Raw genomic sequence first — 24,542 nt, 5'->3', positions numbered from 1 at the left:
CAATGCGCGTGCAGGTTGACAACCCGAGGGGAGTCAATAGATTATGCAGGGATGTCGAGGATCACGAAGGACTGTTTCGGAACGGTCATCGCCAGCCTTAAGAAGATGAAGGAGTGCGTCCGCTGCGAGCTTCTGGCGGAGTGCCGGGCGATCAACTGGCAGTCCCGGGAGACGGAGGAGACGCCGGCCAACGTGAAGCGGGCCCCGCGAAACGGCGACGCCTCGAACAGCAGTCCCGCCTGACCTAGTCTCTCGAGTCCTTCAGAAGAAACAGCAGCGCCGGCGCCTGCGCCTCGACGGCGGCGGTGAGGGCCTCCCTGGTCCTGGAGGGGAGCGCGAAAAACGTCACCCAGCCGAGACCGAGCAGCATCAGCACGATCCCCGCACACAGAGTGCCGGTGGAGACGACCCGCACGCTGGTCTCCCCGAGCAGGCCGAACCGGTAGAACAGCTCGTTCCAGTCGTGGTCGCCGCCGCCGACGAGCGGCAGGGCGAGGTCGCGCGCGTCGGCCATGTAGACCGAGATGTTCACCAGGTTCTCTCCGAGCCACCAGGCGCACACGGCGGCTCCCAGCGGGGAGGCCTGGCCGAAGAGAAGGAAGTACGCCGCGAGCAGCGCCGGGACCGCGAGCTGGCCGAGTGTGCCTCCCAGGTAATGCACCGTCGATCCGAACGGCGTCAGGAAAAGATGGCCGGCCTCGTGGAAGGCCAGGTTGACCAGATCGAGAAAGCAGCCGCGCCCCGGCACGGCGACGAGACGCAGGGTCCAGAAGCCGAGCAACGCGAGAAGAGAGAGAGCGGGCCAGGAGGGGACGCTCCTCGCCGGCAGGGTGGTGGCCGGGGCCGTCGTCACGGCCGCTTCAGAGGCTGCGAAGCGAAGTAGCTCCTGCGTGCCTGCACGGCGAGGCCGGCCCGGCGCAGGCGCAGCTCGATCGTCCGCCACCCTTCGTGCTCGGGGGAGGCGGGCGCGAAGCTGACGAGATACTGATGCAGGAGCGACTCGGCGATGCGGCGGCAGGCGGCGTCGACCGCCTCGGCGCTCGCCGTCACCAGGAACTCGCCACCGGTCTCCTCGGCCGTCTTCTTGATCTGCGGAAAGGGAGCGCTCTCCACCCCGCCGTAGACCACCACGTGCAGGGTCGCCCCCGATCGCTTGATGGCGTCGAGGGCGGCGGGGAGATCCTGGTCCGCGGCATGATCCGGTTCCTCCCGCGCGACGTGGGTCGAGGGGGTGGGGGTCGGGTCGGGCCGGGGGAACAGGGCGGCCTCCGCCACCCGAGGTCCCGGACCCGAGAGGAGCAGGAGGAGGACGCGCCCGCGCGGTCGGGTCTGCAGGCCGCGCGTGGCCTCCTGGAGCGCGACGGCGAGCGGAGCGCCGGTCGGCCGATCGGCGCGGCCGTCGAGATCGGACAGGCGCTGCTCGAAAAGGGCATGGTCGAAGGAGAACGCGGCGACCAGCGGAGGCGTGGCCTCGGGGGTCGCCGAGGCGTCCTTCTTCTTCTTTTCTGGACGAAGGGCGACCGCGCGCGCCGCGCCGTCGTCCGGCAGAATCGCCCCGACCTCGACCAGACCGATCGCGTCGAAGGACAGGAGCGAGTCGGCGAAGGAGGCCGCGCCGTGCAGCAGGGCATCCCGCGCTTCCTCGGGTGCTGTGGCCTGGATCGTCACCACGATCGACTGAGGCACCGGGTCGTCGTCGAAGTGCACGATCGGCTGGCGGGCGCCGTTCTCGACCAGGACGAAATCACCGACGGACAGGCCGTCGACGAGCCGGCCTCCCGCATCGCGCACGACGGCGGGGACGAGCGTGAGAGGCACGGCCCCGTCTCCCTCCAGGTCGGCCGCCCGCGAGATGAAGGAGACCTTGGCGCGCCGGCCGCCGGCGGTCAAGGCGGTCACGATGATCGTGTGCCTCCTTATCTCCTGTCCGAAGTCCATTTCGGTGGAGTAGGGAGCCTTGCGGTCGGTCGCCACCAGCCGGCCGTCCACGAAGAAGTCGGCGCCGACCACGGAATCGCCCGGCGGGATCTGCGCCTCGATGACGATCCTCTTGATCCCCACCAGGTACGCCTCGCTCGGCTCCGTCAGCGTCACCGAGAACCCACCGTCGTCGCCGCTGTGCCGGCCCGCCTCCTTGACGGCGGTACGCGGCCGCGCCGGCGTCTGCGCCCCGATCAGAAGGCTGCCCAGACCGATCAGGAGGGCCGCGAACGTCACGAGGCCCGCGACCAGGGCGAATCGACCTCTTCGGAGAATCACGTCACGACTCCCAGTGGATCACCGAGCTGCGAGAAGGAGAAGATAGAGACGTGCCGCGACGGCGTCAAGTGGCCGCGATCTCGTGTACGATTCAATCCCCGCGGAGGACTCGAAGGTGTCATCCGATCGACCGATCGCGACCGTCAAGATCGCGCGCGGCAGCGTCCCCGCCCCGCCGTCCAAGAGCGCGACACAGCGGGCCCTCGTCGCCGCGGCCCTGGCCGCCGGACGATCGCGACTTCGTCATCCGCTCCTGGCCGACGACTCGCGTCACCTGATCACGGCGCTCGACGCGGTCGGAATCGCCACGCGCCTGTCTGGACCGGTGGAGGCGCCCGAAGTCGAAATCGAGGGGCGGGGCGGCGCCATCCCCGCCGGAAACGCCCGCCTGTCGGTCGGGAACGCCGGCACCGCGATGCGCTTCCTCACCGCGATGCTGACGCTCGGACGCGGCGAGTATGTCATCGACGGCGACGAGCGGATGCGCCAGCGCCCGATCGAGGACCTGCTCGTGGCGTTACGCAATCTGGGAGCCGGGGCGGTGTCCTTGCACGGCGACGGATGCCCCCCCGTGCGCGTCGGCGGTCCGGGGCTCCAGGGCGGCACGACGCGCCTGCGCGGCGGCACGAGCAGCCAGTATCTGTCGGCGATCCTCCTGGCCGCCCCCGCCGCCCCCCTCGGCGTGCAGGTTGAGATCGAAGGGCCGCTCGTGTCCCGCCCCTACGTCGACCTGACCATCGACGTGATGCGCAGATTCGGGGCCGACGTCGAGACCTTCCCCGCCGGTCCCGAGCCGAACCTCTTCCGGGTGCCCGCGGGGCGCCCGTACCGTCCCTGCGACATGGAGATCGAGGGGGACTATTCATCAGCCTCCTACTTCTTCGCGGCCGCGGCGGTCACCTCGGGCCGGGTCCGGGTCGAGCGGCTCGATCCGGGCTCGCGCCAGGGGGATGCCGAATTCGTGCGGCTGCTGGAGCGTATGGGCTGCCGGGTGACGCGGGGGGATAGTTGGGTCGAGGTCCAGGGAACGGGAAGCCTCCGGGGGATCGACGCCGACTGTGGCGCCATGCCGGACATCGTCCCGACGCTCGCCGTGGTCGCCCTGTTCGCCGGCAGCCCGACACGCATCACTGGGGTGCCGCATCTTAAATTGAAGGAGAGCGACCGGATCGCCGCCCTCGTCAGCGGGATCGAGCGCCTCGGCGGTTCCGCAGCTTCGGCCCCCGATGGCCTGGCGATCGAGCCGTGTCCCCTTCGCGGCGCGCGTGTCGAGACATACTCGGATCATCGGATGGCGATGGCGTTCGCCGTGGCGGGCCTTCGCGTCCCGGGCGTCGTGATCGTCGACCCCGACTGCGTCTCGAAGTCCTTCCCGGGATTCTGGGATCTCTTCGATCGCCTGGCATCCGGGGGCTTCTGAAAAGAAAAACCCCGCGGGGAGGATCCCCCGCGGGGTCGATTGCGTAGAGCTGATCGGGAGTCGCCCTAGAATCGCAGGCGAACCTGACCGTACAGCCGCGTCACGGTGTCGTCGAGGTTCCCGGTGGCTGAAATGTCCTTCAACGCTTTGCCCGGGCTCAACTGCGACAGGGAAACGGTGAAGGTGGCGTTCTTGCTGTAGTTGTACCCGTACCAGATGTCGGTCGAGTTGCCGAGATCATCGTCGTCGTTCCCGGACAGCGTCTCGTTCTGGTCGAGGGTGTACTTCCAGTAGGCCACGCCGAACTCGTGCTTGTCGCTGTAGTAGCCGGTGTAGCCAGCAGACCAAGCCTGGAGGCCAGCGCCGCCCGCAGCGCCATCGATCCCGCCGCCGCCCAGATTGGTCGGAGCGTTGGCCAGCTGGAACCAGTCGCCGTGTCCCGTCCGGTTGTGGAAGTCACCGAACATCGGGACGAAACCCTCGAACTTGTCGGTCGTCCCCGTGTCGTCGCCCGAAGCATTCTCGAGGCGGCCGTAGACGCGGTGGTTGTTCTTGCCCGACCGCCAGTTGTAGCCGAACCAGCCTTCCAGCACGTTGCCTTCGGCCTTCACGTCGCCCGCGTAAGAGGCCTTGCCGAACTGCTTCGCAAACTCCACGTCCCAGAAAAAGCCGGTCTTCCCGGCGAGGTCGTGGGCGTAGCGCGCGCCGACGGTCTCGATGTTGGAGGCGGTCTTGGTGTCGAGATCCATCAGGTAAACATCAAAGGTCTGGTCCTTGTTGAAGGTCCAGGTCGCGTACCCGCCAAGGAAATTCTGCGTCCCGGCGACATCCCCGATGAACGTCCTATCCGGGCTCGTGAAGTTCGAGCGTAGGCGATCTAAGCCAACCTGGGCCGGGCGGGTGGCCCAGAGCATCAGGCTGACCTTCTTGAGGTTCCAGTTGGCCACGAAGCCGTCATGCGACTGGCCGGAGTAGAAATCGAGGTCACCCAGCATCAGCTCGTTGCCGGCCACGATCTCCTGCCGGCCGACCCGGAGGCTGAAGTTCTTGCTCCAGAGCTGGTTGAGGGTGATGTTCCCCTGGTACATCTCGACTCCTTCACCGGCGAAGACATCGAGGTTACCCTGGCGGACCGGCGTTGTGGTGCCACCGGCTTCACCGGCGCTCTGGAACTCGATCCAGGCAGCGACGTTGTGAGCGAAGCGCCCCTCGGCCGCGATCCGGACCCTGTAGGGCCAGAAGTCGGCGTTGTCGTTGGCGCCCTTGTCGAAATCCGATGCGTTGGCCTGGTACTCGCCGCGGGACCGGACCTCGCCGTGGATCGTGAACGGCTTCTCTTCCTGCGCCATGACGGGCGGTGCGATCATGACGATCACGCCGACGGCCAGGAGCGCGACATACAGCAACTTCTTCATTCGAAAACCTCCTCACAAGTGGGTTGAACGAACTGGAAAAAGCGTAACAAGCAAAATCACTTTCAGCGGCCGGCCGGCGTATCTCATCGTGCTGGCATGGGGTCGGGTCCCCCCTGTCCGCCGTGGCCATGTCGCAGAATTCCCCCCCCTTCTCACCTCCTTCGTGAATGGTTTTCTCAGTCAACGAGCGTCAACGCAGAATGCGATGACGTATAGGTATACTGCAAGGTGGCTGCCATTCTGGTGACAGGCGTGCTGCTATCTGCGCATCTTGATGATTCACAGTGAGTTTCACGATTACCAGCGCGAACTGGTCAGCGAATTCTTGCTGAGAATAAGACGCAGATCATCCAATCCATTGGACAATAAATCCGAATCGTTGGATGAAGGGCGGCTCCCAAGAGTCTCCAAAAGACACTACAATGGCCGGGCGTCGCATGAGGCCGAACATGAACCGGATGACATTGACCTCCCCGCTCGCCACCCTCACAATCGTCATCGTCGTGTCTGGTCTTGGGGCCTGTGGTCAATCGAGCAGCAGCCAGGCACCCGTGCCCGCCCATGACAATTCGAGCGGATTCGTTCCCGACACCAAGCCCCTTCCGGCCGTCAAATGGCTGGACGCCACCGTGCCGGAGGGAACGGTCCTCAATCTCAGCAGCATCGATTCGCTCAACTCTGGGTCGACGCGCAAGGGGGACCCTTTCCGCACCCTCGTGACGGATGCGATCTTGATCAACGGCGTCGTCGCCATTCCGTCCGGATCGAATGTCATGGGAGAAGTGACCGAGGCGACCCCGGCCGCCACGGGGTCCAAGGGGAGAGGCGGCATGCTCCGGCTCGAATTCCAGCGGATCAACACGCCCACCGGGGCCAGCACAGAGTTGAAGGCCGCGTTGAAGGGGCTGACCCCCCCGAGGGCTTCGGCCGTCCTCGCCGGCCCCTCGGACCCCGGCGCGGTCGTCGCCGGCGCGCGCGGCAGGGAGGCGCTGCTCGAGCCGAACACGTCGCTGGTCATCGTCCTGAAGGAGTCGCTGCGCATCAAGGTCAAGCAGTGAGGAATTCGCCGGGGGTGGCGCGAACCGGGGGGCCGGCGCTATGATGGCGGAGTTCTCGACTGTCTGCAGGGACGGCGCTCCGGCGCCCCGTTTCTGAGAGGAGGATCATGAATCGCAAACGTCTCAACCCGACAGTTTCAGCGTTCGTCGCGGTGCTTTTCGCTCTCGCTTCGGGCTGCTCGAGTCAGAAGAACGACAACCTGGACACCGCCGAGCAGGCCCCGCCACCCCCCGCCACGTCGAACGATTCCGAGATGGCGGGCACCACGGCCCCGGAACCGCCGCCACCCCCCCCGGCGGAGCGTAACAGCACGGCGCCGGCGCACCCGAAGCGCACGCGCACGTCGCAGTCGACCGGCTCCATTCCGGAAGAGCGCCCGCACGCGGTCGAGCCGAAGCAGCCGGCTCCGGTGGTCGTCACGATCCCGGCCGGTACATCGCTGTCGGTCAACCTGCCCGAGGCGCTGTCGTCGGAGACGGCGCTCGTGGGGGACAGGATCAGGGCGACGCTGAAGAGCCCGTTGATCGTCGGAGATCGCGTGGTTTTTCCGGCGGGCAGCACGGTTGAAGGGGATGTGAGCGACGTCAAGAGCGCCAAGAAGGGGTTCAAGGAGACCGGTGGCGCCCTGTCGCTCAAGTTCAACCGCATCATCGCTCCGGACGGTCATTCGGCGGCGATCAGCGCCGGCTTCACCAAGGTGGCCACCGGCAGCGCCGGCAAGAAGGCCGGGATCATCGGCGGCAGCGCGGTGGGCGGCGCCCTGCTCGGCAAGGTGCTCGGGAAGGACGCCAAGGGGGGTGCCCTGATCGGCGGCGCTATCGGCACGGCCGTGGCCGGCAGCACCAAGGGCAAGGAGGCAGTGATCCAGCCGGAGGAGGACATTCAGGTGGGCCTGGAGCGGTCGGCTCAGACCACGCTGCGGCCCTGAACGCGGTCACTTTCAAGGCCGGGCAAAAAAACCGCCCGGCGCACCGGCCCGATTCAGCATCGGACCTTCGTGCGCCGGGCTTTTTTCTTGCCGCCCGGGAGCGGCAGAGGGGCTCAGCCCCCGATCAGTCTCCCAGGTGCACGTTCACCTTGCACGGCGTCGCCGTCCAGTTGCCTTCACCGTCGTCCATGGCGACGTTCACGTTGAAGTGGCCGTTGGCGGCCCTGCTGTTGCCGCTCTTTCCCGCCGAGTCGAACACGAACGTCAGCTCGACGCCGTTCTCGATGCGGTGGCCTGTCACCATGTGGCCCGCCACGCCCGCCGGGGTGAACCCGCCGTTGCGCAGGCCGAAGCTGGTCACCGGGCCGCAATTCCCGTTGCAGCTGAAGTTCATGGTGAACATGATTGGCGTGCCCATGACGTAGTTCTTCACGTTGAAGTTGCAGTCGTACGACATCCTGTTCGAGCCGTTCACTTCGGTGCACTGCGATTCCCGCGTGACCGTCTGAGCCCACACGGGCTTCGCGACTGCGAGCGTCGCGAGAACGATTGCCGCACCTACCAGAGCGCGTTTCATCTCATTCTCCTCCTGAGACGCGCCCACATGTCCCGGGTCACGTCGCACCCTTCAGCATGAGCAAGGGAGATACCATGTCGCGATTCTGGACGAGTCCTGCGGCAAACCGCCCAAGGTCCCGGACGACAGTCCCTTCCGTGTGGGGTGAAATAACCGCGAGTGAGGTGTTCCTGGACAGATCACGCTTGGGTCAGACAAAAGACGACAGGCAATCGCCCATGAATGTCAGGAGGTCAGTGTCCTTCAGGGGCGACGGCGGCTTCCCGTTCCTTGAGGAGGATCACAAAACCGGGGTCCTCCCGAATCTTCGCGAAGTCGGGCTCGGCAGCAATCTGATCGGAAGGGAAGTACCCGGAAGCGCGGGCGCGCTCGAGGCTCTTGAGCGTGGCCTCGGGCCTCTGGGCCAGCGCCAGGGCCCGGGCCAGGCGGTAATGCACGGCCCCCAGGTTGGTCGATTCCAGCCGCTCCGTGGCCAGCTTCAGGGCGCGGGCTGCTGGGGAGTCGTCCTGCATTCGATGTCCGCCGTTCGAAGTACGAAGGCGGACCAGCTTCAGGGTCGAATCCGCGAGCTCCAGGGGATCCTCCAGGGGATCGGCGCCGAGAATCGCCTTTTCGAGGACGCCGACGGCCTCATCCGCCCCCTTCCGTCCTTCGAGCCGTTCCGCCAGGGCCCGGGCCAGCCGGGTCGGGACCAGCGGCCGCTCGCAGGCCGATTTCAATAGTGTGAGGACCTTCCCGTCCCGGCCCTTGGAGCCGAAGTAGTCGATCAGGTCCTGATAGGCCTTGAAGAGCAGCTCGCGGCCCCGGGCGGGGCCGTCGTAATCGACCGGGACCCGCTCGATCAACGAGGTGAAGAAATACTCCGCTTCCGCGTCGCGCCCCAGGCGCCTGAGGCTGTACCCCTTCCCGTACAGAGTCAGGATCGTCGGCAGGGAGTACCCTTCGGGCACGTCCAGGCCTCCGTAGACTTGAAGCGCCGCCTCGTAGTCCTGTGCGATCACGAGCAGGGCAGCGGCGCCGAGACGGGCGCGGCTCTTCCCGTAATCCCACTTCTGCAGCAGGGCGTTGTAGAGGCGGCGCGCCGACGCGTCGTTCCCCTCCTTCAGGAGCGTCGCGGCGGCGCCGAGCTGGGGCACCATCGCCTCGTGATCCAGCTCGATCGCCTGGCCGAACATCTCCAGCGCCTGGGAGTAGCGGCCCCCTTCCCTCAGGGCCTCGCCCAGCGCCGACAGAACGCGCGGGTCCTCGGGGAGGATCTCCGCGGCGCGGCGGCAGGACTGCAGAGCGCCGTCATTGTCTTTTCGCAGACGCAGGATGATGCACAGGGAGAGATGCCCCTCGGCGGATGCGGCGTCGGTCGACACGGCGCGACGCGCCTCCGCGAGGGCCGGCGTCAGCCTGTCGTCCGCGGCGAGGGCCATGGCGCGGACCGCGGCCGCGGCCGGATCGTGAGGCGCCAGGTCGACGGCCTGGCGCGATTCCTCGAGGGCCGAGCGCACCCTCCCGGGCGATTCGTCCTGACCCAGCGTGTACAGGTAGATCGAGACACGCGCCAGACCGACATGCGCATCGGCGCGGTCCGGACCGGTTTGGAGCGCCTTTCGGAACAGCCGGGCCGCCTCGTCCTGATCTTCGGGGCGCGACCGGGCGAGGTATTCGAAACCGCGCCGCACCAGCGCGTCCGGCCCGAGGCGGGTCTCGTCACGCGGTTGAGCCGCCACACCGCCATGAAACGCGAGAAGACACGCGCCGGACAGAAGGACGGACAGGATCCCGGGCGGTGTCATCCGTGGGGACCGATGCTGCGGGGTGGCCGGGCGGATCAGGTCTGCTGGGCCGCGGCGCCGTCGAGCAGGTGACGCAGTCGGAAGCGCAGACGGCCGAGCAGACGGTTCACGTAGTGGCCGCGCGGCAGGAACGAGAGGACCGGCTCGCCGCGGCGGTCGTATTTCTCCAGCTCCTCCAGGATCCGCGAATGTCCGGCTTTGAGATTCAGGCCCTTCTGGAACGCCTCGAACGCCTGGGCCTTCAAGCGGTTCCTGAGGTAGACGATTCCAAGGTTGCAGTACAGGTCCGGATCGAAGAATTCGCGCTTGACCGCCTGCTCGCAGAGCCTCTGCCCTTCCTCGGACTTGCCCTGCGACAGGGTCAGCGCCAGTCCGAGATAGGACAGGTATTTCATTTTTGGGTTTTTCGCCCCTTCCTGACGTTCCAGGTCGATGGCCTGCTGGAACAGGGCGATCGATTCCTTGTAACTGCGCCGTTCGAGAGTCACCATCCCGTTGCGCCAGGCGACTTCCGACGGGGGCAAGGGTGTGTTGGCCATGACACCTCTTCGCGTTGACGACTCGACAAGAGTCCATGGCCCAATATAGTCCAGGGTGGGGGGGAGTCAACCGGAAGGGCGGCGCTGGGATCCCTGGAAATGAAACCGCCCGGGGGCCTGGAAGGCCACCGGGCGGTTCTGCGTGTTCGCTGCGGTTTTTCGGTGGGGCTATTCCTCCTCGGACGAGCCGTACCCGCTTCCGTACGTCGGGGTGTACGTCCCTCCCGTCAGCGGACTCGGCGAGGGGGCCGAAGCCGGAGCCGGGCTCGGAGGCACCGGGGCGGGGGAGCGGCGGGCCCTGGGTGCCGCCTTCCGGGCCGAGGACTTGCGCCTCGCCGACTTGCGGGCTCCGGCCTTCCGCGCAGGGCGCGCCTTCCTGGCCACCTTCCTGCGGGTCGGCCTGCGGGCCGACACCTTTCGCTTTGAAGACTTGCCGGCAGCCTTCCTTCGGCGGGGCGCCTTCCGCTTGGATCTTTTCTTCGCCACGGTCTCACCCCCTCCTCAGCGTATGTTTGGAAGCCGAACCCAATACATCACAAGGGTGATCCTTTGTCAAGACGGACGCCCCGCCGCGGATCCTCAACGCGAGGCTTCAGGACCTGTAGTCGTCGTACGGGCGCTGGTTCCAGACCCGCTCGCGGAAATCCGTGTCAGCGCCGTGTCGCAGGTCGTCCAGGATTTTCCGGGCCACCTGCAGCTCGCGCTCGGCCTCCTCGCGATCCTGATACATGTACCTGTCTTCGACCGTGGTCGGGGCGATGGCGACCTTCTGCTCGAGGGCCTGGATGAGCTCCTCCTGGATGGCGATCGCCTTGCGCCGCGCCTCTTCCAGCAGCGTCAGGTCGGCGCCGCGCTCGATGTCGAACAGCGACGCGTACGTCTCGTACACCCGCTCGTAGACGCGCGAGGCGTTGTCCCGCGTGTCGCGCAGGGCCGCCTCGAGGTCGCGGGCCTGGAGGTTCTTCGGATCCAGGGGCTGCGGCCGCTTCGGCCCGCCCAGGCGGGTGTGCGTCAGATAGGACGGAAACAGTCCCTTGATCGTGTCCCCGACCGGCTTGATCGCGTGGCCGTCGGGCCCCACCCCCTTCGGCTGGATCCCCTGCAGGATCACCTGCCCGACCTCCGGCCTCAGGACCTCCTTGGGGGGGAGATACCCGTAGCGCAGGATGTCCTGCACTCCCGTGCCGCTCATGGTGATGTGCTGCTCGCGGCCGTGCGGGCAGGTCTTCTCGGAGGCCACCGCCCCGCAGCGCGTGCAGTAGAAGGACTCGCGGAAGAAGATCGGCTCGATGCCGAGCTCCTCGCGGCCGTAATCGGAGAAGATTCGCTGCGACGCGTACGGGTCGTAGAAGCTGCCGAACCCGGCGTGATCGCGCCCGACGATGAAATGGGTGCAGCCGAAGTTGCGGCGGATCAGCGCGTGCAGGATCGCCTCGCGCGGACCGGCATACTGCATGGTGATGCGCAGCGGCGCCATCGCCACCCGATCGGCCGGGAAGTATTCGCGCAGCGCCACTTCGTAGGCTTTGATGCGGAACTCGTTGCGGAAGTAAGCCCGCCGGGTCGTCTCGATCACGGGATGGATGAACAGTCCGTCGAAGATCTCCAGGGCGCATTTCTGGAGGTGCTCGTGACCGCGATGCAGGGGGTTTGCGGTCTGGAACGCGACCACGGTGCTCCAGCCGCGCTCTTCATGGAAGAGTCTCCAGGCGTCCTTCGGCTCGAGACGGTACTTCTCGAACGGGCCCCAGTGCGTCTTCTCGAGGAGGTCGATCGGCCCCGCGAGGGCCGTGTCGCCCAGCCGCCTGAAGATGGAGTCCACGCCGGGATGCCGTCTCTCCACGGTGCCGAAGAGCTTGCGGGCGCGCTCGGTCTTGTCGAAGCCGTACTTCTCCTGAACGTGCAGGATGGCGATGGGGACGCCGGAGGGATCGATGAGCGCCAGGGCCTCCCCCTCGCGCACGCGATCGACCACGCCACGAGCCGCGTCGTCGCCGGGGGCCAGCGTCGGCGGCAGGGTCCAGGGCGTTCCGTCGGCCAGCCGCCCGCGGTCGAGGATCGACGCGTAGTCGCCGCTCCCCGGATACCCTTCGAGCGGGCTCAGGACCCCGGTCGCTATCATTTCGACCGTCACCACCTGGTCGAGCGTCAGGGTCAGCTTCGGAAGACGGGCCGCGAGGTTCTTGGCCTTGTCCCGCAGGGCACCCGCGAGCACGCGATCGACCAGCTTCCCGCCCACCGGGGTCGGCCCGGACCGGGCCTTCGTCAGAACACCTTTCTCTTCCTGCATGACTCTTCCACTCTCCTCAACATGAAAAAACCCTTCCCGGTCTCCCGGAAAGGGTTTGGCATATCGTCTGATGACCCGCCTCTGCCGACCTACCTCCCGGAAACCACACGCCCGCCGCTGCGACAACAGCGACATGGCTCAGGGGCCATGGAACGAGGACGGACCGGCCGCTTCAGCATGGGAACGTTCAGGCTCCTCATCGGAAGCCCGAACTATACGGCGAGAGACCTCTCCTGTCAACGCGTCAGCGCAGCTCCTGGAAGAGCGCGGGGTCGTCGGTCATCAGGCCGTCGCCGCCGAGCGCCAGCAGACGGCGCATGAGCCGCAGATCGTTGACCGTCCAGAAGACCACCACAAGACCAAGCCGGCGCGAGAGCCGGATGCGGCGCGGCCCGGCCAGGCGGACGTGCGGATGGACCGAGAACAGACCTACACGCCGGTGCATGGCGCGGAGTCCACGGAGCGAGCGCGAAACGAGGAACCCGAGCCGGATGCGCTCCATGGCGGCGCGGGCCTGCCGGAGGGCCCGGGGCGAGAAGGAGGAGACGACCAGGAGGTCGTTGAACCGCGTGCGCGCCACCGCCCGCGCCACCGCGCGCGCCACGGCATCCGGGGCGGCCGGCGCTCCGCGCGCGGTCCTTCCGCGGGCCGGCGGGTCCTTGATCTCGATGTTCATGCCGCAGCGGCCCCGCGCGTATTCGAGGGATTCCTCCAGAGTCGGGATCCGCTCGCCGCGAAAGCGGGACGAGAACCACGCCCCTGCATCCAGGCGGCGCAGATCCTTCAGCGTCATCCTCCCCACGTCTCCGCGACCGTTGGTGGTGCGATCGACGGTGCCGTCGTGGATCACGACCGGCACGCCGTCGGCGGTCAGATGGACGTCCAGCTCGATGGCGTTGGCGCCGAGCCGCACGGCTTCGGCGAAGGCCGCGAGCGTGTTCTCCGGGGCGCGCGCCGAGGCGCCCCGGTGGGCGATGCGCAGCGGGCGGCGCAGCGGGGCCGCGGCCGGAGCGGCGGGGGCCGTGCGCGCCGAAGGGCCCATCAGGAGACCGCGGCTTCGCTCGCGGCCTTATCGTCGCGCTTCCGGTCGTGCGCGCTGAGCAGGCGCTTGCGCAGCCGGACGGTTTTCGGCGTGACTTCGACCAGCTCGTTGTCGCCGAGAAACTCGATGCAGTCCTCGAGCGACATGTCGCGGGACGGTGCCAGGCGGATGGTGTCATCCGAGGTCGAGGCGCGCATGTTCGTCAGGTGCTTCTTCTTGCAGGGGTTCACGACCAGGTCGTTCTCGCGCGAATGCTCGCCGACGATCATCCCTTCGTAGACCGGCACGCCGGGGCCCGTGAACAGGGTGCCGCGGTCTTCGAGGTTGTGCAGCGCGAAGGTCACCGTCGTCCCCGGCTCCTTGACGACCAGGGCGCCCCGGGTGCGCGACGGGATGTCGCCCCGGTGCGGTCCGTACTCATGGAACACGTGCGACATGATGCCGGTGCCCCGCGTCTCGGTGAGAAACTCCCGGCGGAAGCCGAGCAGCCCCCGGGCCGGAACCGTGAACTCGAGTCGGACGCGACCCGTCCCCGCCCCGGTCATGTCCGCGAGCTCGGCGCGGCGCGCGCCCAGCATCTCCATCACGCGCCCCTTGTAGGCCTCTTCCAGGTCGAGCACGAGATATTCGATCGGCTCGAGCGGACGCCCGGCGGCGTCCCGGCGCAGGATGACCCGGGGCCGCGACAGCTGGAACTCGTACCCTTCGCGGCGCATGGTCTCGGCGACGATCGCCAGGTGCAGCTCGCCCCGCCCCGAGACCGTGAACGTGTCGGAGGAAGCGGTTTCCTCCACCCGCAGCGCCACGTTGGCGCGCGCCTCGCGCAGCAGGCGCTCGCGCAGGTGGCGCGACGTGACGAAACGGCCGTCCTGTCCGGCGAACGGCGAATCGTTCACCATGAACTCCATCGAGATGGTCGGCTCGTCGATTCGGATGGGCGGCAGCGCGTCGGGAGCGGCCGGATCGGCGATCGTCTCGCCGATCTGGATCTCGGGAATGCCGGCCATCGCCACGATTTCGCCCGCGGCAGCCTCCTCGACCCCGGTGCGCTTCAGCCCCTCGAACGTCTCGAGCCGCGTGACTTTCCAGTTCTCCACTTTCCCGTCCAGCTTCAGCAGGGCGATCGGGTCGCCGATCTTAATCCGGCCGCGGGTGATGCGGCCGATGGCGATGCGTCCGACGTAATCGTTGTAGTCGAGGGTGGCGATCTGCAGCTGCAGGGGAGAGTCGGCGTTCCCCGGCGGCCCCGGCACCCTGTCGATGATGACGTCGAGCAGAGGGAAGATGTTGCTGTCGGCGTGCTCCAGCTCGCGCCGTGCGTACCCGAGCTTGGCGGACGTGTAGACATGCGGGAAGTCGAGCTGCTCGTCCGCGGCGCCCAGGTTGATCATCAGCTGGAAGACCTCGTCCAGGACCTGGTGGGGCCGCGCGTCCGGGCGGTCAATCTTGTTGATGACGACGATCGGACGCATGCCGAGCTCGAGCGCCTTCTTGAGGACGAAGCGGGTCTGCGGCAGCGGGCCCTCGGCGGCGTCGACCAGAAGGAGGGCGCAGTCCACCATCCCGAGTATGCGCTCGACCTCGCCTCCGAAATCGGCATGACCGGGAGTGTCCACGATGTTGATCTTCACTCCGCGGTGACGGATCGATGTGTTCTTCGCCAGGATGGTGATGCCGCGCTCGCGCTCCAGGTCGTTGCTGTCCATGACGCGCTCGACGATGCGCTCGTTGGCGCGGAACGTCCCGGTCTGCTGCAGCAGACGGTCCACGAGCGTGGTCTTGCCGTGGTCGACGTGCGCGATGATGGCTATGTTGCGGATGTCGCCCCGCCGGGCGTGTCCGGGCACGGTGCTCCTCTCTTGAGACGGTGGATTATATCCCGTCGCGCGTGCGGCTCACTCGATCGTGAACTTGGGTCTTGGCGTCGCCTGGCGGACCAGAGCGCGGGTGACCGGCGGGCGCCCCGTCTTCTTTTCCATGAGAAGCTCGCGCGTGGCGTTCTTGAGGAAGTACAGCTCGACGATCGAAAGCCCCATGAACATCTTCTCGATGTCGCGGTTCTGGTAGACGTGGCGCCGGAGAGGCGGGCCGGGCTGCCTGTCGCACGCCACCCTCCCCTCGTCGAGGATACGGTAGCGCCGGGGCGTCTCGGGACCCTCGGGCCGCCGCGCATGGAAATAGCCCAGCAGAAGGCCGCCTGGCTTGAGAATCCGGCGCGCCTCGGCGGCGAGGAGGGTCATCGCGCCGGGATCGTAGTAGTTGAAGATGTCCCAGGCGACCAGGGCATCGAAGGTCTCGTCCGGGTAGGCGAACCGGGTGGGCAGGAGGTCGTTCTTCGCGGCGAACGACGCCGGCTGGCGGGGGCGCTGACGATTCTGCTCCAGGCCCCCCCCCGCGCGCGACGCCTGGCTCGCGAACGTGCGCGGCGGAAGGATGATGCGGCGCGAGGGGCGCGCGCCCGGGCGAAGGACCGCCGTGCCTGCGTCCGCCGCGACGCCAGCGGGACGCCGGGCCTCGCCCGAAGCCTGGCGGGGGGGAATCGGGACAGCGATCGAATCCCCCCGGCCGGTCGAGGCCGGCGGGACCGGCGCATCGGTTGCAGCGACGATTCCGCCGGGTGCCTCCCGATCGTTCGAGGCCGCTGGGGCCCGAACCGTGCCGTCGCCGCCCGCTCCGGATGGCGGGTCGCCCGGCTCCTCGGTTTCGAGGGCGAGCAGCAGATCTTCGACCTGCACCCTGCAGCCGCGCTGCGCGAAAAACTCGATGTTGGATCCGGAGAGCCGTCCGAGATCGAGGAGACGCGGCTTCTCGGCGTGCAGCAGTCGCTTCAGGAATTTGGTGAGGATGTGCGTGACGACGATCGAGCCGTCTCCGCGCTCGATCGGCGTGGCGTCCTGCGTGCCGTTCCTGCGAAAGATGTGCAGCATGACTCGCGCCAGGCCCGCCTTCGTCCCGGAGGGCTCCTCCGGGACGGAGGCGGAGGCACCTGCCACTACAGGCGCGTGCCCTGGGTCTTGGCGTCGTCCTTCATTTCGGGTATACGGCGCACTTCCTCGGACTTGGACGGGCCCGACGTCTTGCGGGCCGCCTCGCTGCTGCGCTCCATGTCGACGCTGCCCTTGAAGTGGGCGCCGTCCGCGATGGTGATCCGCGGCGAGATGATGTCGCCGTTCAGCCGGCCGGTCGGGGCGATCTCGACCCGCTCCTTGGCATAGGCGTTGCCCTGTACGTCGCCCGCGATGACGATGGTGTTGGCGTGCAGGTCGGCCTTGATCTTGCCGTTCGGCCCGATCGTCAGGTTGTGATCCCGCAGCTCGATCTTTCCTTCGACCCGGCCGTCGATCGTCAGGTCTTCATCTCCCTGCAACTCGCCCTTAATCTGGATCGAGGGTCCGATATTCACGATACGGCCTCCCTTCGAAGGTTCGGAGGAATAGACGGGATGAACTGGTGCCTCGTTCGGGCGACCGCTGGCGTCTCTCTTATCCCACATGGAGACCTCCCTGAAAGACCCGGTGGATTCCGGGTGGCTCGTTGTTCCCCGCTCGACAGAATGCCCCTACTCTCTGGAGGAGAAGCAGGAGCCTGTCCGGCGCCGGGAAAATCACCGGCGTCTGCGGGGAGGAATGTGGGAGCCCACGCTCCCCACGGGATCACTCGGAACCGATCGTCGCTTCGAAGACGAGGACTGTAACACACGGTCCCGGGAGCGTCAAGGCAACTAGGAGCGCTCCTAGGCCTTGTGTGATCCGTCCCGCCCAATATATATATGCCGCCACGCGGAGAGGCAAGTTTTTGACAGGAGGCCGGCCGGATGTGTGTGATTTCCAGGACGATCGCGACGTGCTGGGTCATCCTCCTGGTCACGATACCACCCGTCACGGCCGCCCCGGGACCCAAGACGGCCGCCGATCCGCTCCTGCCGTACCTGCAGGGGGATGATTCTCAATCGCGCGCGCAGGTCCTGACCCTGCTCAAGGACGAGGGGCGCCCTCCCTGCCAGGCGCTTGGCGCCTATGCGTCGAGTCCCAAGAGTCGGGTGCGGGAGAGTGCGGTCCGGGTCATGGACGCCGCCGCCTGCTCGGATTTCCAGGCGTACAGCGGCTACATCCTCGACAGCGCAGCGGGGGTCGTCGACGCCTTGATCGACGCAGCCCGGCGCAGATTGATGGCGGACGCCGTGCCGTTTCTGCTCGGCTGCCTCTCGGATCGCCGACGCATCGTCACGGGGGAGGGGGCCTGGTCGATCAGTGAAAGGGCCGATCGGGCCCTCATGGTCATCACCTGCCAGTCGTTTCACTACGACGTCACGGCCTCGCGCGAGGATCAGCGGGACGCCATCACGCGCTGGCGACAATGGTTCCTGGCGAGACGGCAGCTGCCGCGGGACGAGTGGGTGCAGGAAGGGATCCAACGGGGACGGGATTATGCCGGAAGGGACCACGGCCCGCACCGGCTCGAAGGGCTGCGCCTTCTGGCGCTCATCGGGCCCCGGGCGCTACCCGCGCTGCGCGAGGCGCTGGCGCGCCGGCCCACGGACCTGACGGCGGAGGTCGTCTGCCTGCCCGACGAGCCGCCTCGTCCCGGTGACATCATCCCGTGCGCCCTCGTCGTGCGCAACGCGTCGAAAGGCTCCCTGGCGATCGCCCCGCCGCCCGAGGGCCCCCTGGTGCGCCTGTCACCGACCGCCCCGGCGCACGACGAGGTTCCGCCGGCACGCGGCTCCGTCCCGGCGGGCGGGGACATCATGGAGACTCTCGACGTGTTCGCCGATCGCCTGGTCGATCTGGCACCGGGTGAAATCCGGCGTTTCGAATTCAATGCCGGGCCTGTGCTGTTCGCGGGCCGCTACCGGCTGCATGTCACACTCGACGATCTGGCAGCCCGGCTGCCGGACCCCTCGAAGACGGGGACCGCCCCCCGGACCGGCGCGACTCCCACGGGGATCGAGGCGGAGACGATCGTGCGGTTCGAGCAGTGAAAAGCGGCGCGCCCATTGCTCAAATCCCAACATCTCCCGGAGCCAACGAACGCTGATTCATCCCAATATATGGTCCACCTCGAATGGACTCCGCCGGGGTAAAAAATGACTTGTTATTTTTCGCTTGACAATTACAGATTTGAAGGTAGTTTCATGTTGTAATAGCAAGAGGATCATGGCTCGGCAGGCTTTAAAACGGTCGCTGATTCTTCAGGGCCTTTCCGGTTAGCGGCGAGCCAGAGAGTGTTCTGACAGCGACCGACCTTTGCTCCCTCCCGCGGGCGGAAGTCTTGGGTGCCCGCGCAGGGGCGGTGGCCCGGAAGACCGGTCACCGCCCCTCTTTTCATGCCTCCGATCGATTGGCTTCCTTCGATTCAGGACGATCCGGTGACGTCGCCGACAACCCCGCGAGGAAACGGCGATCCAGGAGGTGCCCGGTCCTGATATTGGAGAGGGCCCGCAGGAGCGACGACTTGATCCCGGCATGCTCCGATTCGAGGCGGTGGAGCAGGTTCTTCATCTGTTTTCGCTTGAGCGAGTTGTCGCCGCAGGCCGGGCAGGCGCAGCAGATGACCGGGAAGCCGATCTCGGCGACGAAGCGCACGATCTCGTCCTCCCAGACGTAGCAGAGCGGCCGGATGACGATGTTCCGGCCGTCGCGCGCCTTCAGGATGGGGGGCATGGAGCAGATCTCGCCGTTGAAGAACTGGCTCATCAGGAGGGTCTCGAGCAGGTCGTCGGCGTGGTGCCCGAGGGCAATCTTGTTGCAGCCAAGCTCGGGGGCGAGGCGGTACAGCACGCCACGCCTCAGCCTCGCGCACATGGAGCAGTGGGTGTCGCCGAGCGGCATGGTGTCGTCGATCACCTCGGCGATGTTGGTCCGCTCGATGCGGTACTCGAGACCCTTCTCCCGGAAGTAGCGTTCGAGGACATCCGTCTTGAATCCACGATAGCCCTGGTCGACGGTCACCGCCACCAGCTCGAACGCGACGGGCGCGCGGCGCCGCAGGTGCTCGAGGAGGTGCAGCATGGCGTACGAGTCCTTGCCGCCGGACATGGCGCACAGGATCCGGTCGCCGTTCTCGATCAGGCGGAAGTCCTGGATCGCCCTGCCTACGCGGCGGGCCAGAGGCTTCAGCAGGCTGCGCGGCTCGGGCGCGGACGCGGCGCCGCGGCGGCGCTGCGGCAGCTCGATCTGCAGGAGGGTCGACACGTCATTCTCCGAGGCTCGAACTTGGAGCGCCATTCTACCGCCTCCGCCGACTTTGGGGTCCTCCATTCATTGACAACCCGTAGTGCATTTGCTATAAGCGCGCCAATTGCTGTTCCTAGATAAAAGACCGTTTTGTGCACCGGGGGTTCTCAGGAGGTGGGGTAATGAACAAGGCGGAACTGACGGCCCGGGTGGCTCGGGACACCAAGATGACGAAGGTCCATGCGGCGCGCGTCATCGATTCTCTCCTGGAGCACATCACCAGGACACTCAAGAGAGGGGAGCGGACCAGCCTGGTGGGCTTCGGGACCTTCACGATCGCGAAGCGCAAGGCCCGCACCGGCAGAAACCCGCAGACCGGTTCCCCGATCCAGATACCGGCCCGGCGGGTGGTGCGCTTCACGTCGGGCAAGATGATGAAGTCGGAGATTCGTTAGGAGCCTGTCCTTCCGATCGATTCGATTCCCGGAGTCCGGCCGGTGGCGTGATATCTTCGCGTCATGAGACTCGGCCTCCGGGCCCGCATCACCGCACTGCTCCTGGTTCTCAGCATCGCCCCGCCGGGGGCGGTCGTCTGGTTCATTCGCGAACGGGTCATGGCCCTCGTGCGCGCGGAGGACGTGCGCCGCATCGAGGACGCGCTCGCCGAGTTCGGCGCCGCGATCCAGCGTGAAGGGGAAGACGCGACCCAGGCGCTGGCCACGGCCGGAAGCCTCCTGGAGGACGATCCCCGGTACCGCGCAGCACCCGCGACGAGGCCCGGCCGCGGCGCCCCGGTGGTCTTCTTCTTCCCGGGGCTCGCCGATGTCGCCCCGCGACTGATGGACGAGGTCGGTCTCGACTGCCTCTCGATCCTCGACGCGACGGGCGTCGTCGTCTCCTCCGGCCACGCGCCGGCCAGCGTCGGCCGCATCGAGCGGGACAAGCTCCTTCTGTCCGTCACGGGCTCGTCGTTTCTCGAAGAGAACATCACTCCCGGCATCGGACGAGTCCTGACGCTGCAGTCCCGGCGGACGATCGAGTTCCCCGGCGGCACGCTCCACCTGGTCGGCGGACGGTTCCTCGACTCGACCCTCCTCCGGCGGCTGTCACCGGCGGGGACGGTGCAGGCCGTCCTCCTGGATCGCGACGGGACCATCCTGACCGCCTCGGACCCCAAGAACCCGCTGCCGGTTCCTGCGGGCTGGAGCCCCGGCTCGCTCGACGGCGGCGGGATGCGGGTCCGGGGGGTTCCGCACATCGTCCGGACGATCCGCCTGCACGATCAGAAGGGAGAGGACGTCGGCACGCTACTGGCCGCCGTGTCGCAGGAGAGGCTCCAGGCACTGTCGTCATCCCTGTCCCTCGTGGCGCTCGTCGTGGTCGTGACCGGTGCCCTGGGCTCGCTCGTCGTGGCCCTCGTGCTGGCGCGCGGGGTCACCGGCCCGCTGCGCAGGCTCGAGGAGATGACGGGTCGCATCGCGGAGGAACGCTACGAGCCGCTCGAGGACGCCGAGGGACCGGGCGAAGTCGGGGCGCTCGTCGCCTCGTTCAACCGGATGGCCAGGAGCCTCGCCGACAGCCGCGAGCGGCTGCGTCAGACCGAGCGGCTGGCGGCGGCCGAGGAGGTGGCCCGGCGCGTGGCGCACGAGATCAAGAACCCGCTGTCCCCCATCCTCCTGACGCTCGAGGGGCTGGTCAGGACGCGCCGCCTGCGGCCGGGAGAGTTCGATGCCGCTTTCGACGAGGCGGTGCGCACCATCCAGGAGGAGATCCACAGGATGCGCGGCATTCTGGAGGACTTCGGGCGCTTCGGCCGGCTGCCCCTGCCACATCCGCGTCCGGCCGATCTGAACGATCTGGTCCGGGGCGTGCTGCGTCTCTATTCCGAGAACAGCGCCGGTGCCGGAATTGCCGCCGATCTGGATCCCGCCCTGGGCGCCGTCCTGATCGATCCCGATCGCATGAGCGAGGTGATCAACAATCTCCTGGTGAACGCCGTGCAGGCGCTTCAGGAGACGGGTGGCACCGTGACCGTGATCACGAAGGCCCTCGAGGACGGCGCCGAGCTGCGCGTCCGCGACACCGGCCCCGGGATGAGCGAGGCGGTCCTGCGACGTCTGTTCGAGCCGTACGTCTCGACCCGTCCCGGTGGCGGCGGGCTGGGGCTCGCCATCGCGCGGCGCATCGTCCTCGACCATGGCGGCCGCATCGAGGCGGGGAACCGCCCGGAGGGGGGCGCGGAGGTCCGCGTCTTCATTCCCTCGGCCACGGCGCCGCCCGCGGGGCCGGCGGGGCGTGGTGCCGAGGTCGTCACTCCGGGCTCGAAGGAGGAGGCATGGGGACCGTCCTGATCGCCGACGACGAGAAGAACATCCGCGCCTCCGTGCAGCGCCTGTTCGACCTGGAGGGGCACCGCGTCCTCGCGGCGGCGGACGGGGAGGAGGCGATCCTCCTCCTGCGCCGCGACGACGTCGATCTGGTCATCCTCGATCTGCAGATGCCGAAGAGGGACGGGTTCTCGGTCCTCGAGGACATGAAGAACGCCGGACTGGACGCGCCGGTGATCGTGCTCACCGGCCACGGAAGCATCGAGAAGGCTGTCCTCGCGGTCAAGCAGGGGGCGCACGATTTCATCGAGAAGCCGCCCGATCCCGAGCGCCTGATGCTGAGCGCGCGCAACGCCCTGGCCCTCGGTCGCCTGCGCCGCGAGAACCGCGAGCTGCGCGGCGTCCTGGCGGAGCGCAACCCGCTGGTCGGAGAGTCTCCCGCGATGCGGGCCCTGCGCGGCGAGATCACGCGTGCGGCGGGGAGCCAGAGCCCGGTGCTGGTCACGGGCGAGAACGGCACGGGCAAGGAGCTGGTGGCGCGCGCGGTCCACGAGGCCTCGGCGCGCCGCGAGGGTCCGTTCGTCGCGGTGAACTGCGCCGCGCTTCCGGCCGAGCTGTTCGAAAGCGAGCTGTTCGGGCACGAGAAGGGAGCGTTCACGGGCGCGCTCCGCCGGCAGATCGGACGGTTCGAAAGGGCCCAGGGGGGGACTCTGTTCCTGGATGAGATCGGCGAGATCGCCGCGACGCTCCAGGCGAAGCTCCTGCGCGCCCTCGACACCATGACCATCGAGCGCCTGGGAGGGGAGCGCCCCCTGCGCGTCGACGCGCGCGTCGTGGCCGCGACTAACCGCGACCTGCGCGCCGCGATGGCGGCGGGCTCGTTCCGCCAGGACCTTTACTACCGGCTCGCCGTCCTGCCGATCGCCGTGCCGCCCCTGCGCGACCGGCGCGAGGATCTGCCGGCCCTGGCGTCCCACTTCCTCGACCTGGCCCGGCGCGAAGGGGCGACTCGCGCCCGCCGGTTCTCGGACGGTGCGCTCGGCCTGCTCGTCGCCCACGACTACCCGGGGAACGTGCGTGAGCTGCGCAACCTCGTCGAGCGTCTGGCCCTGCTTGCGGCGGGGGAGACGATCGTCGAGGACGAGGCGCGCGCCGTCCTGCCACCACCCGCTCCGGGGTCGTCCCGTACTCCGGAGCCGGCGGCGCGTCCCGCGCCCGCCCCCGTGACGCCGACGCTCCGCCAGATTCTCGAAGATGCCGAGCGGGCCGCACTCAGGACCGCGCTCGAGCGCAACCGGTGGCAGATGGCCAGGACCGCCCGTGAGCTCGGCCTCGAGCGCAGCCACCTCTACAAGAAGTTGAAGGCTCTCGGCATCACGATTCCGCCCGATTAACGGCAACCCCCGCGTGTCCGCCCCTCCACGACGTGTGTGCGCCCGGCCGCAGGCTGTCGTCGGCGGGACACCCCCGGAGCGCTCCGCCGACGGGCCGCGGGCGTCGCGCGCCCTCGGGTCCGCGCCTGCAAGTCTCCGTATCTGACGCCGTTGCCGGGATCCGCCCGGCCCTCCGCGAGCGCCTGGCACCGGTCTCGCTATGCGTGGCCGGCAAGGAGGAACCACCATGAGCACAAGCAGGACTGGACAATGGATCGTGGGTTGTTGCGGCGCGGCGATCGTCGTCGCGGCCGCGGGAGTCGTCATCGTCGGCGTGCAGTCGAAGGATCGCAATGCCGGGCACGGAGGGAGCGCGTCCGAGCTCGTGCCGGCGAAGTTCGGACCGGCCGAGCCGGGCGTTCCGGTGAATCCCTCGTCGCAGGAAGGGACGGCGGGGGGCACCCTCGGCCCGGTGCCGATCACGGGAACGGAGGGTCGGTTGCCGGGCGGCGTCACGGAGAACCTGGTGCTGCAGAAGGGTGAAACCTTCTACGGCAAGGGTGAGGGGTTCTTCAAGGACGGTGACTACGCGTCCGCCACTCGTTATCTCCGCGCGGAGGTGGACGGGCACCCGGATCGGTTCTATCCCGCCTACCTGCTCGGACTGTCTCTCTGGAAGGAAGGGAAGCTCGACGAGGCGATCACGTCGCTGACGTCCGCGGCGTCGCTCGACTCGGGCTCGGTCAAGGCCCGTGTCAACCTGGGCCGCGTGCTGAACGACGCCGGCTCGTACGAGGAGGCGCTCGAGGTCGCCGACGAGGCGATCGCTCTCGATCCGGAGAGCTCCCCGGCTCACAACGTGCGCGGTCGGGCCCTCCTGAACCTCGGCCGCAAGGACGAAGGGGTCGAGGCGTTCAAGACCGCCGTCGAGAAGGACGCCGCGAACGCCTACGCGCAGAACAACCTCGGGTACGCCCTCATCGGCCAGGGACGCTTCTCCGAGGCCGTGCCTTATCTGGAGGAAGCGGTGCGCCTCGACCCGGCGGTCGGCTTCTTCCAGAACAATCTTGGCATGGCTTACGAGCGCACGGGACAGACCGACAAGGCGAAGGAGGCGTATGGAAAGGCCGTGAAAGCGGGCGGATCGGACCACGCCGGGCCGAACCTGGCGCGCCTGGGCGGAACGGTCGACGACGAAAACATCACGGAGGGCGGGCAAGAATCGTCGAACTGATCGAGCGCGCCGGGGCTTGCTTGACGGACGCGGGCGCCTATATTAGCCTTGCGCTCGCGGTTGGAATGAAACGAACGAGGGGGTGGCGACAGGCGCCACCCCCCGATTTCTGCAGA

The 24,542-nt window shown here is 67.7% G+C and carries 21 protein-coding genes; 9 read left to right on the top strand and 12 right to left on the bottom strand.

The window, feature by feature from the left end:
• Positions 1-51 precede the first annotated feature (51 nt).
• On the top strand, positions 52-243 hold the full coding sequence (locus VEW47_09380; protein ID HYS05388.1) for a hypothetical protein: 192 nt from the start codon (positions 52-54) through the stop codon (positions 241-243).
• 1 nt (position 244) lies between these two features.
• Here the strand turns inward: VEW47_09380 and VEW47_09375 are convergent, their stop codons facing one another.
• Both VEW47_09375 and VEW47_09370 read right to left on the bottom strand, forming a co-directional pair.
• Positions 245-853, bottom strand: a complete 609-nt coding sequence (locus tag VEW47_09375) for a hypothetical protein (protein ID HYS05387.1) — start codon at positions 851-853, stop codon at positions 245-247.
• The gene (locus tag VEW47_09370) at positions 850-2,259 is read right to left on the bottom strand and encodes a hypothetical protein (GenBank protein ID HYS05386.1); all 1,410 of its coding nucleotides are present in this window, start codon (positions 2,257-2,259) and stop codon (positions 850-852) included. Before VEW47_09370 ends, VEW47_09375 begins: the two co-directional genes overlap by 4 nt.
• 115 nt (positions 2,260-2,374) lie before the next feature.
• Between VEW47_09370 and aroA the strand changes: the two genes are divergently transcribed.
• The gene (gene aroA / locus VEW47_09365) at positions 2,375-3,679 is read left to right on the top strand and encodes a 3-phosphoshikimate 1-carboxyvinyltransferase (protein HYS05385.1); all 1,305 of its coding nucleotides are present in this window, start codon (positions 2,375-2,377) and stop codon (positions 3,677-3,679) included.
• Positions 3,680-3,744: 65 nt separating this feature from the next.
• Here the strand turns inward: aroA and VEW47_09360 are convergent, their stop codons facing one another.
• Positions 3,745-5,094, bottom strand: a complete 1,350-nt coding sequence (locus VEW47_09360) for an alginate export family protein (protein ID HYS05384.1) — start codon at positions 5,092-5,094, stop codon at positions 3,745-3,747.
• 449 nt (positions 5,095-5,543) lie between these two features.
• Here VEW47_09360 and VEW47_09355 point away from each other — a divergent pair, with 449 nt between their 5' ends.
• The gene (locus tag VEW47_09355; GenBank protein HYS05383.1) at positions 5,544-6,152 is read left to right on the top strand and encodes a hypothetical protein; all 609 of its coding nucleotides are present in this window, start codon (positions 5,544-5,546) and stop codon (positions 6,150-6,152) included.
• A 107-nt stretch (positions 6,153-6,259) separates the two neighbouring features.
• Entirely contained in the window at positions 6,260-7,081 is an 822-nt protein-coding gene (locus VEW47_09350; GenBank protein ID HYS05382.1) for a hypothetical protein, read from the top strand.
• 124 nt (positions 7,082-7,205) lie between these two features.
• On the opposite strand, the gene VEW47_09345 is transcribed toward VEW47_09350, so the two are convergent.
• The 8 genes from VEW47_09345 to VEW47_09310 form a co-directional block, all read right to left on the bottom strand.
• On the bottom strand, positions 7,206-7,658 hold the full coding sequence (locus VEW47_09345; GenBank protein HYS05381.1) for a hypothetical protein: 453 nt from the start codon (positions 7,656-7,658) through the stop codon (positions 7,206-7,208).
• 233 nt (positions 7,659-7,891) lie between these two features.
• Positions 7,892-9,445, bottom strand: a complete 1,554-nt coding sequence (locus VEW47_09340; GenBank protein HYS05380.1) for a tetratricopeptide repeat protein — start codon at positions 9,443-9,445, stop codon at positions 7,892-7,894.
• 35 nt (positions 9,446-9,480) lie between these two features.
• Entirely contained in the window at positions 9,481-9,984 is a 504-nt protein-coding gene (locus VEW47_09335) for a hypothetical protein (protein HYS05379.1), read from the bottom strand.
• Positions 9,985-10,576: 592 nt separating this feature from the next.
• A complete protein-coding gene (gene sat, locus VEW47_09330) occupies positions 10,577-12,274 on the bottom strand; it encodes a sulfate adenylyltransferase (GenBank protein HYS05378.1) in 1,698 nt (565 codons plus the stop codon).
• A 244-nt stretch (positions 12,275-12,518) separates the two neighbouring features.
• Positions 12,519-13,316, bottom strand: a complete 798-nt coding sequence (locus VEW47_09325) for a glycerophosphodiester phosphodiesterase family protein (GenBank protein HYS05377.1) — start codon at positions 13,314-13,316, stop codon at positions 12,519-12,521.
• Positions 13,316-15,163, bottom strand: coding sequence for a translational GTPase TypA (gene typA / locus VEW47_09320; protein ID HYS05376.1), 1,848 nt, complete (start codon positions 15,161-15,163; stop codon positions 13,316-13,318). The genes VEW47_09325 and typA overlap by 1 nt, the downstream gene beginning before the upstream one ends.
• A 48-nt stretch (positions 15,164-15,211) precedes the next feature.
• Positions 15,212-16,243 carry a hypothetical protein gene (locus VEW47_09315; protein ID HYS05375.1) on the bottom strand — a complete coding sequence of 344 codons (1,032 nt, stop codon included), beginning with the start codon at positions 16,241-16,243 and terminating at the stop codon, positions 15,212-15,214.
• Positions 16,244-16,308: 65 nt separating this feature from the next.
• Positions 16,309-16,719 carry a polymer-forming cytoskeletal protein gene (locus VEW47_09310; GenBank protein ID HYS05374.1) on the bottom strand — a complete coding sequence of 137 codons (411 nt, stop codon included), beginning with the start codon at positions 16,717-16,719 and terminating at the stop codon, positions 16,309-16,311.
• 411 nt (positions 16,720-17,130) lie between these two features.
• On the opposite strand from VEW47_09310, the gene VEW47_09305 reads away from it, so the two are divergent.
• The gene (locus tag VEW47_09305) at positions 17,131-18,297 is read left to right on the top strand and encodes a hypothetical protein (protein HYS05373.1); all 1,167 of its coding nucleotides are present in this window, start codon (positions 17,131-17,133) and stop codon (positions 18,295-18,297) included.
• A 343-nt stretch (positions 18,298-18,640) separates the two neighbouring features.
• Here VEW47_09305 and ttcA read toward each other — a convergent pair whose 3' ends face one another.
• A complete protein-coding gene (gene ttcA, locus VEW47_09300; protein ID HYS05372.1) occupies positions 18,641-19,510 on the bottom strand; it encodes a tRNA 2-thiocytidine(32) synthetase TtcA in 870 nt (289 codons plus the stop codon).
• A gap of 164 nt (positions 19,511-19,674) precedes the next feature.
• On the opposite strand from ttcA, the gene VEW47_09295 reads away from it, so the two are divergent.
• The 4 genes from VEW47_09295 (at position 19,675) to VEW47_09280 (ending at position 24,426) form a co-directional block, all read left to right on the top strand.
• Positions 19,675-19,947: an HU family DNA-binding protein gene (locus VEW47_09295; GenBank protein HYS05371.1), complete on the top strand. Its 273-nt coding sequence runs from the start codon at positions 19,675-19,677 to the stop codon at positions 19,945-19,947.
• Between the two features lie 63 nt (positions 19,948-20,010).
• On the top strand, positions 20,011-21,843 hold the full coding sequence (locus tag VEW47_09290) for an ATP-binding protein (protein HYS05370.1): 1,833 nt from the start codon (positions 20,011-20,013) through the stop codon (positions 21,841-21,843).
• Positions 21,828-23,213 (top strand): sigma-54 dependent transcriptional regulator, encoded by a 1,386-nt coding sequence (locus VEW47_09285; GenBank protein HYS05369.1) that lies wholly within the window; start codon positions 21,828-21,830, stop codon positions 23,211-23,213. The genes VEW47_09290 and VEW47_09285 overlap by 16 nt, the downstream gene beginning before the upstream one ends.
• A gap of 226 nt (positions 23,214-23,439) precedes the next feature.
• Positions 23,440-24,426, top strand: a complete 987-nt coding sequence (locus VEW47_09280) for a tetratricopeptide repeat protein (GenBank protein HYS05368.1) — start codon at positions 23,440-23,442, stop codon at positions 24,424-24,426.
• Positions 24,427-24,542 lie beyond the last annotated feature (116 nt).

It is taken from the genome of Candidatus Dormiibacterota bacterium (assembly GCA_035635555.1).
Taxonomy (GTDB): domain Bacteria; phylum Acidobacteriota; class Polarisedimenticolia; order Gp22-AA2; family Gp22-AA2; genus Gp22-AA3.
Note: the sequence above shows the minus strand (reverse complement) of the source record. Positions and strands in the feature narration are given on the sequence as shown.

Coding starts and splice junctions, on each gene's coding strand:
- VEW47_09325 (HYS05377.1), bottom strand. CDS start 13,316: ATGGGCCCTTCGGCGCGCACGGCCCCCGCCGCTCCGGCCGCGGCCCCG.
- VEW47_09280 (HYS05368.1), top strand. CDS start 23,440: ATGAGCACAAGCAGGACTGGACAATGGATCGTGGGTTGTTGCGGCGCG.
- VEW47_09285 (HYS05369.1), top strand. CDS start 21,828: ATGGGGACCGTCCTGATCGCCGACGACGAGAAGAACATCCGCGCCTCC.
- sat (HYS05378.1), bottom strand. CDS start 12,274: ATGCAGGAAGAGAAAGGTGTTCTGACGAAGGCCCGGTCCGGGCCGACC.
- VEW47_09380 (HYS05388.1), top strand. CDS start 52: ATGTCGAGGATCACGAAGGACTGTTTCGGAACGGTCATCGCCAGCCTT.
- VEW47_09315 (HYS05375.1), bottom strand. CDS start 16,243: ATGCTGCACATCTTTCGCAGGAACGGCACGCAGGACGCCACGCCGATC.
- VEW47_09290 (HYS05370.1), top strand. CDS start 20,011: ATGAGACTCGGCCTCCGGGCCCGCATCACCGCACTGCTCCTGGTTCTC.
- VEW47_09355 (HYS05383.1), top strand. CDS start 5,544: ATGAACCGGATGACATTGACCTCCCCGCTCGCCACCCTCACAATCGTC.
- VEW47_09305 (HYS05373.1), top strand. CDS start 17,131: ATGTGTGTGATTTCCAGGACGATCGCGACGTGCTGGGTCATCCTCCTG.
- VEW47_09345 (HYS05381.1), bottom strand. CDS start 7,658: ATGAAACGCGCTCTGGTAGGTGCGGCAATCGTTCTCGCGACGCTCGCA.
- VEW47_09350 (HYS05382.1), top strand. CDS start 6,260: ATGAATCGCAAACGTCTCAACCCGACAGTTTCAGCGTTCGTCGCGGTG.
- VEW47_09335 (HYS05379.1), bottom strand. CDS start 9,984: ATGGCCAACACACCCTTGCCCCCGTCGGAAGTCGCCTGGCGCAACGGG.
- VEW47_09295 (HYS05371.1), top strand. CDS start 19,675: ATGAACAAGGCGGAACTGACGGCCCGGGTGGCTCGGGACACCAAGATG.
- VEW47_09340 (HYS05380.1), bottom strand. CDS start 9,445: ATGACACCGCCCGGGATCCTGTCCGTCCTTCTGTCCGGCGCGTGTCTT.
- VEW47_09360 (HYS05384.1), bottom strand. CDS start 5,094: ATGAAGAAGTTGCTGTATGTCGCGCTCCTGGCCGTCGGCGTGATCGTC.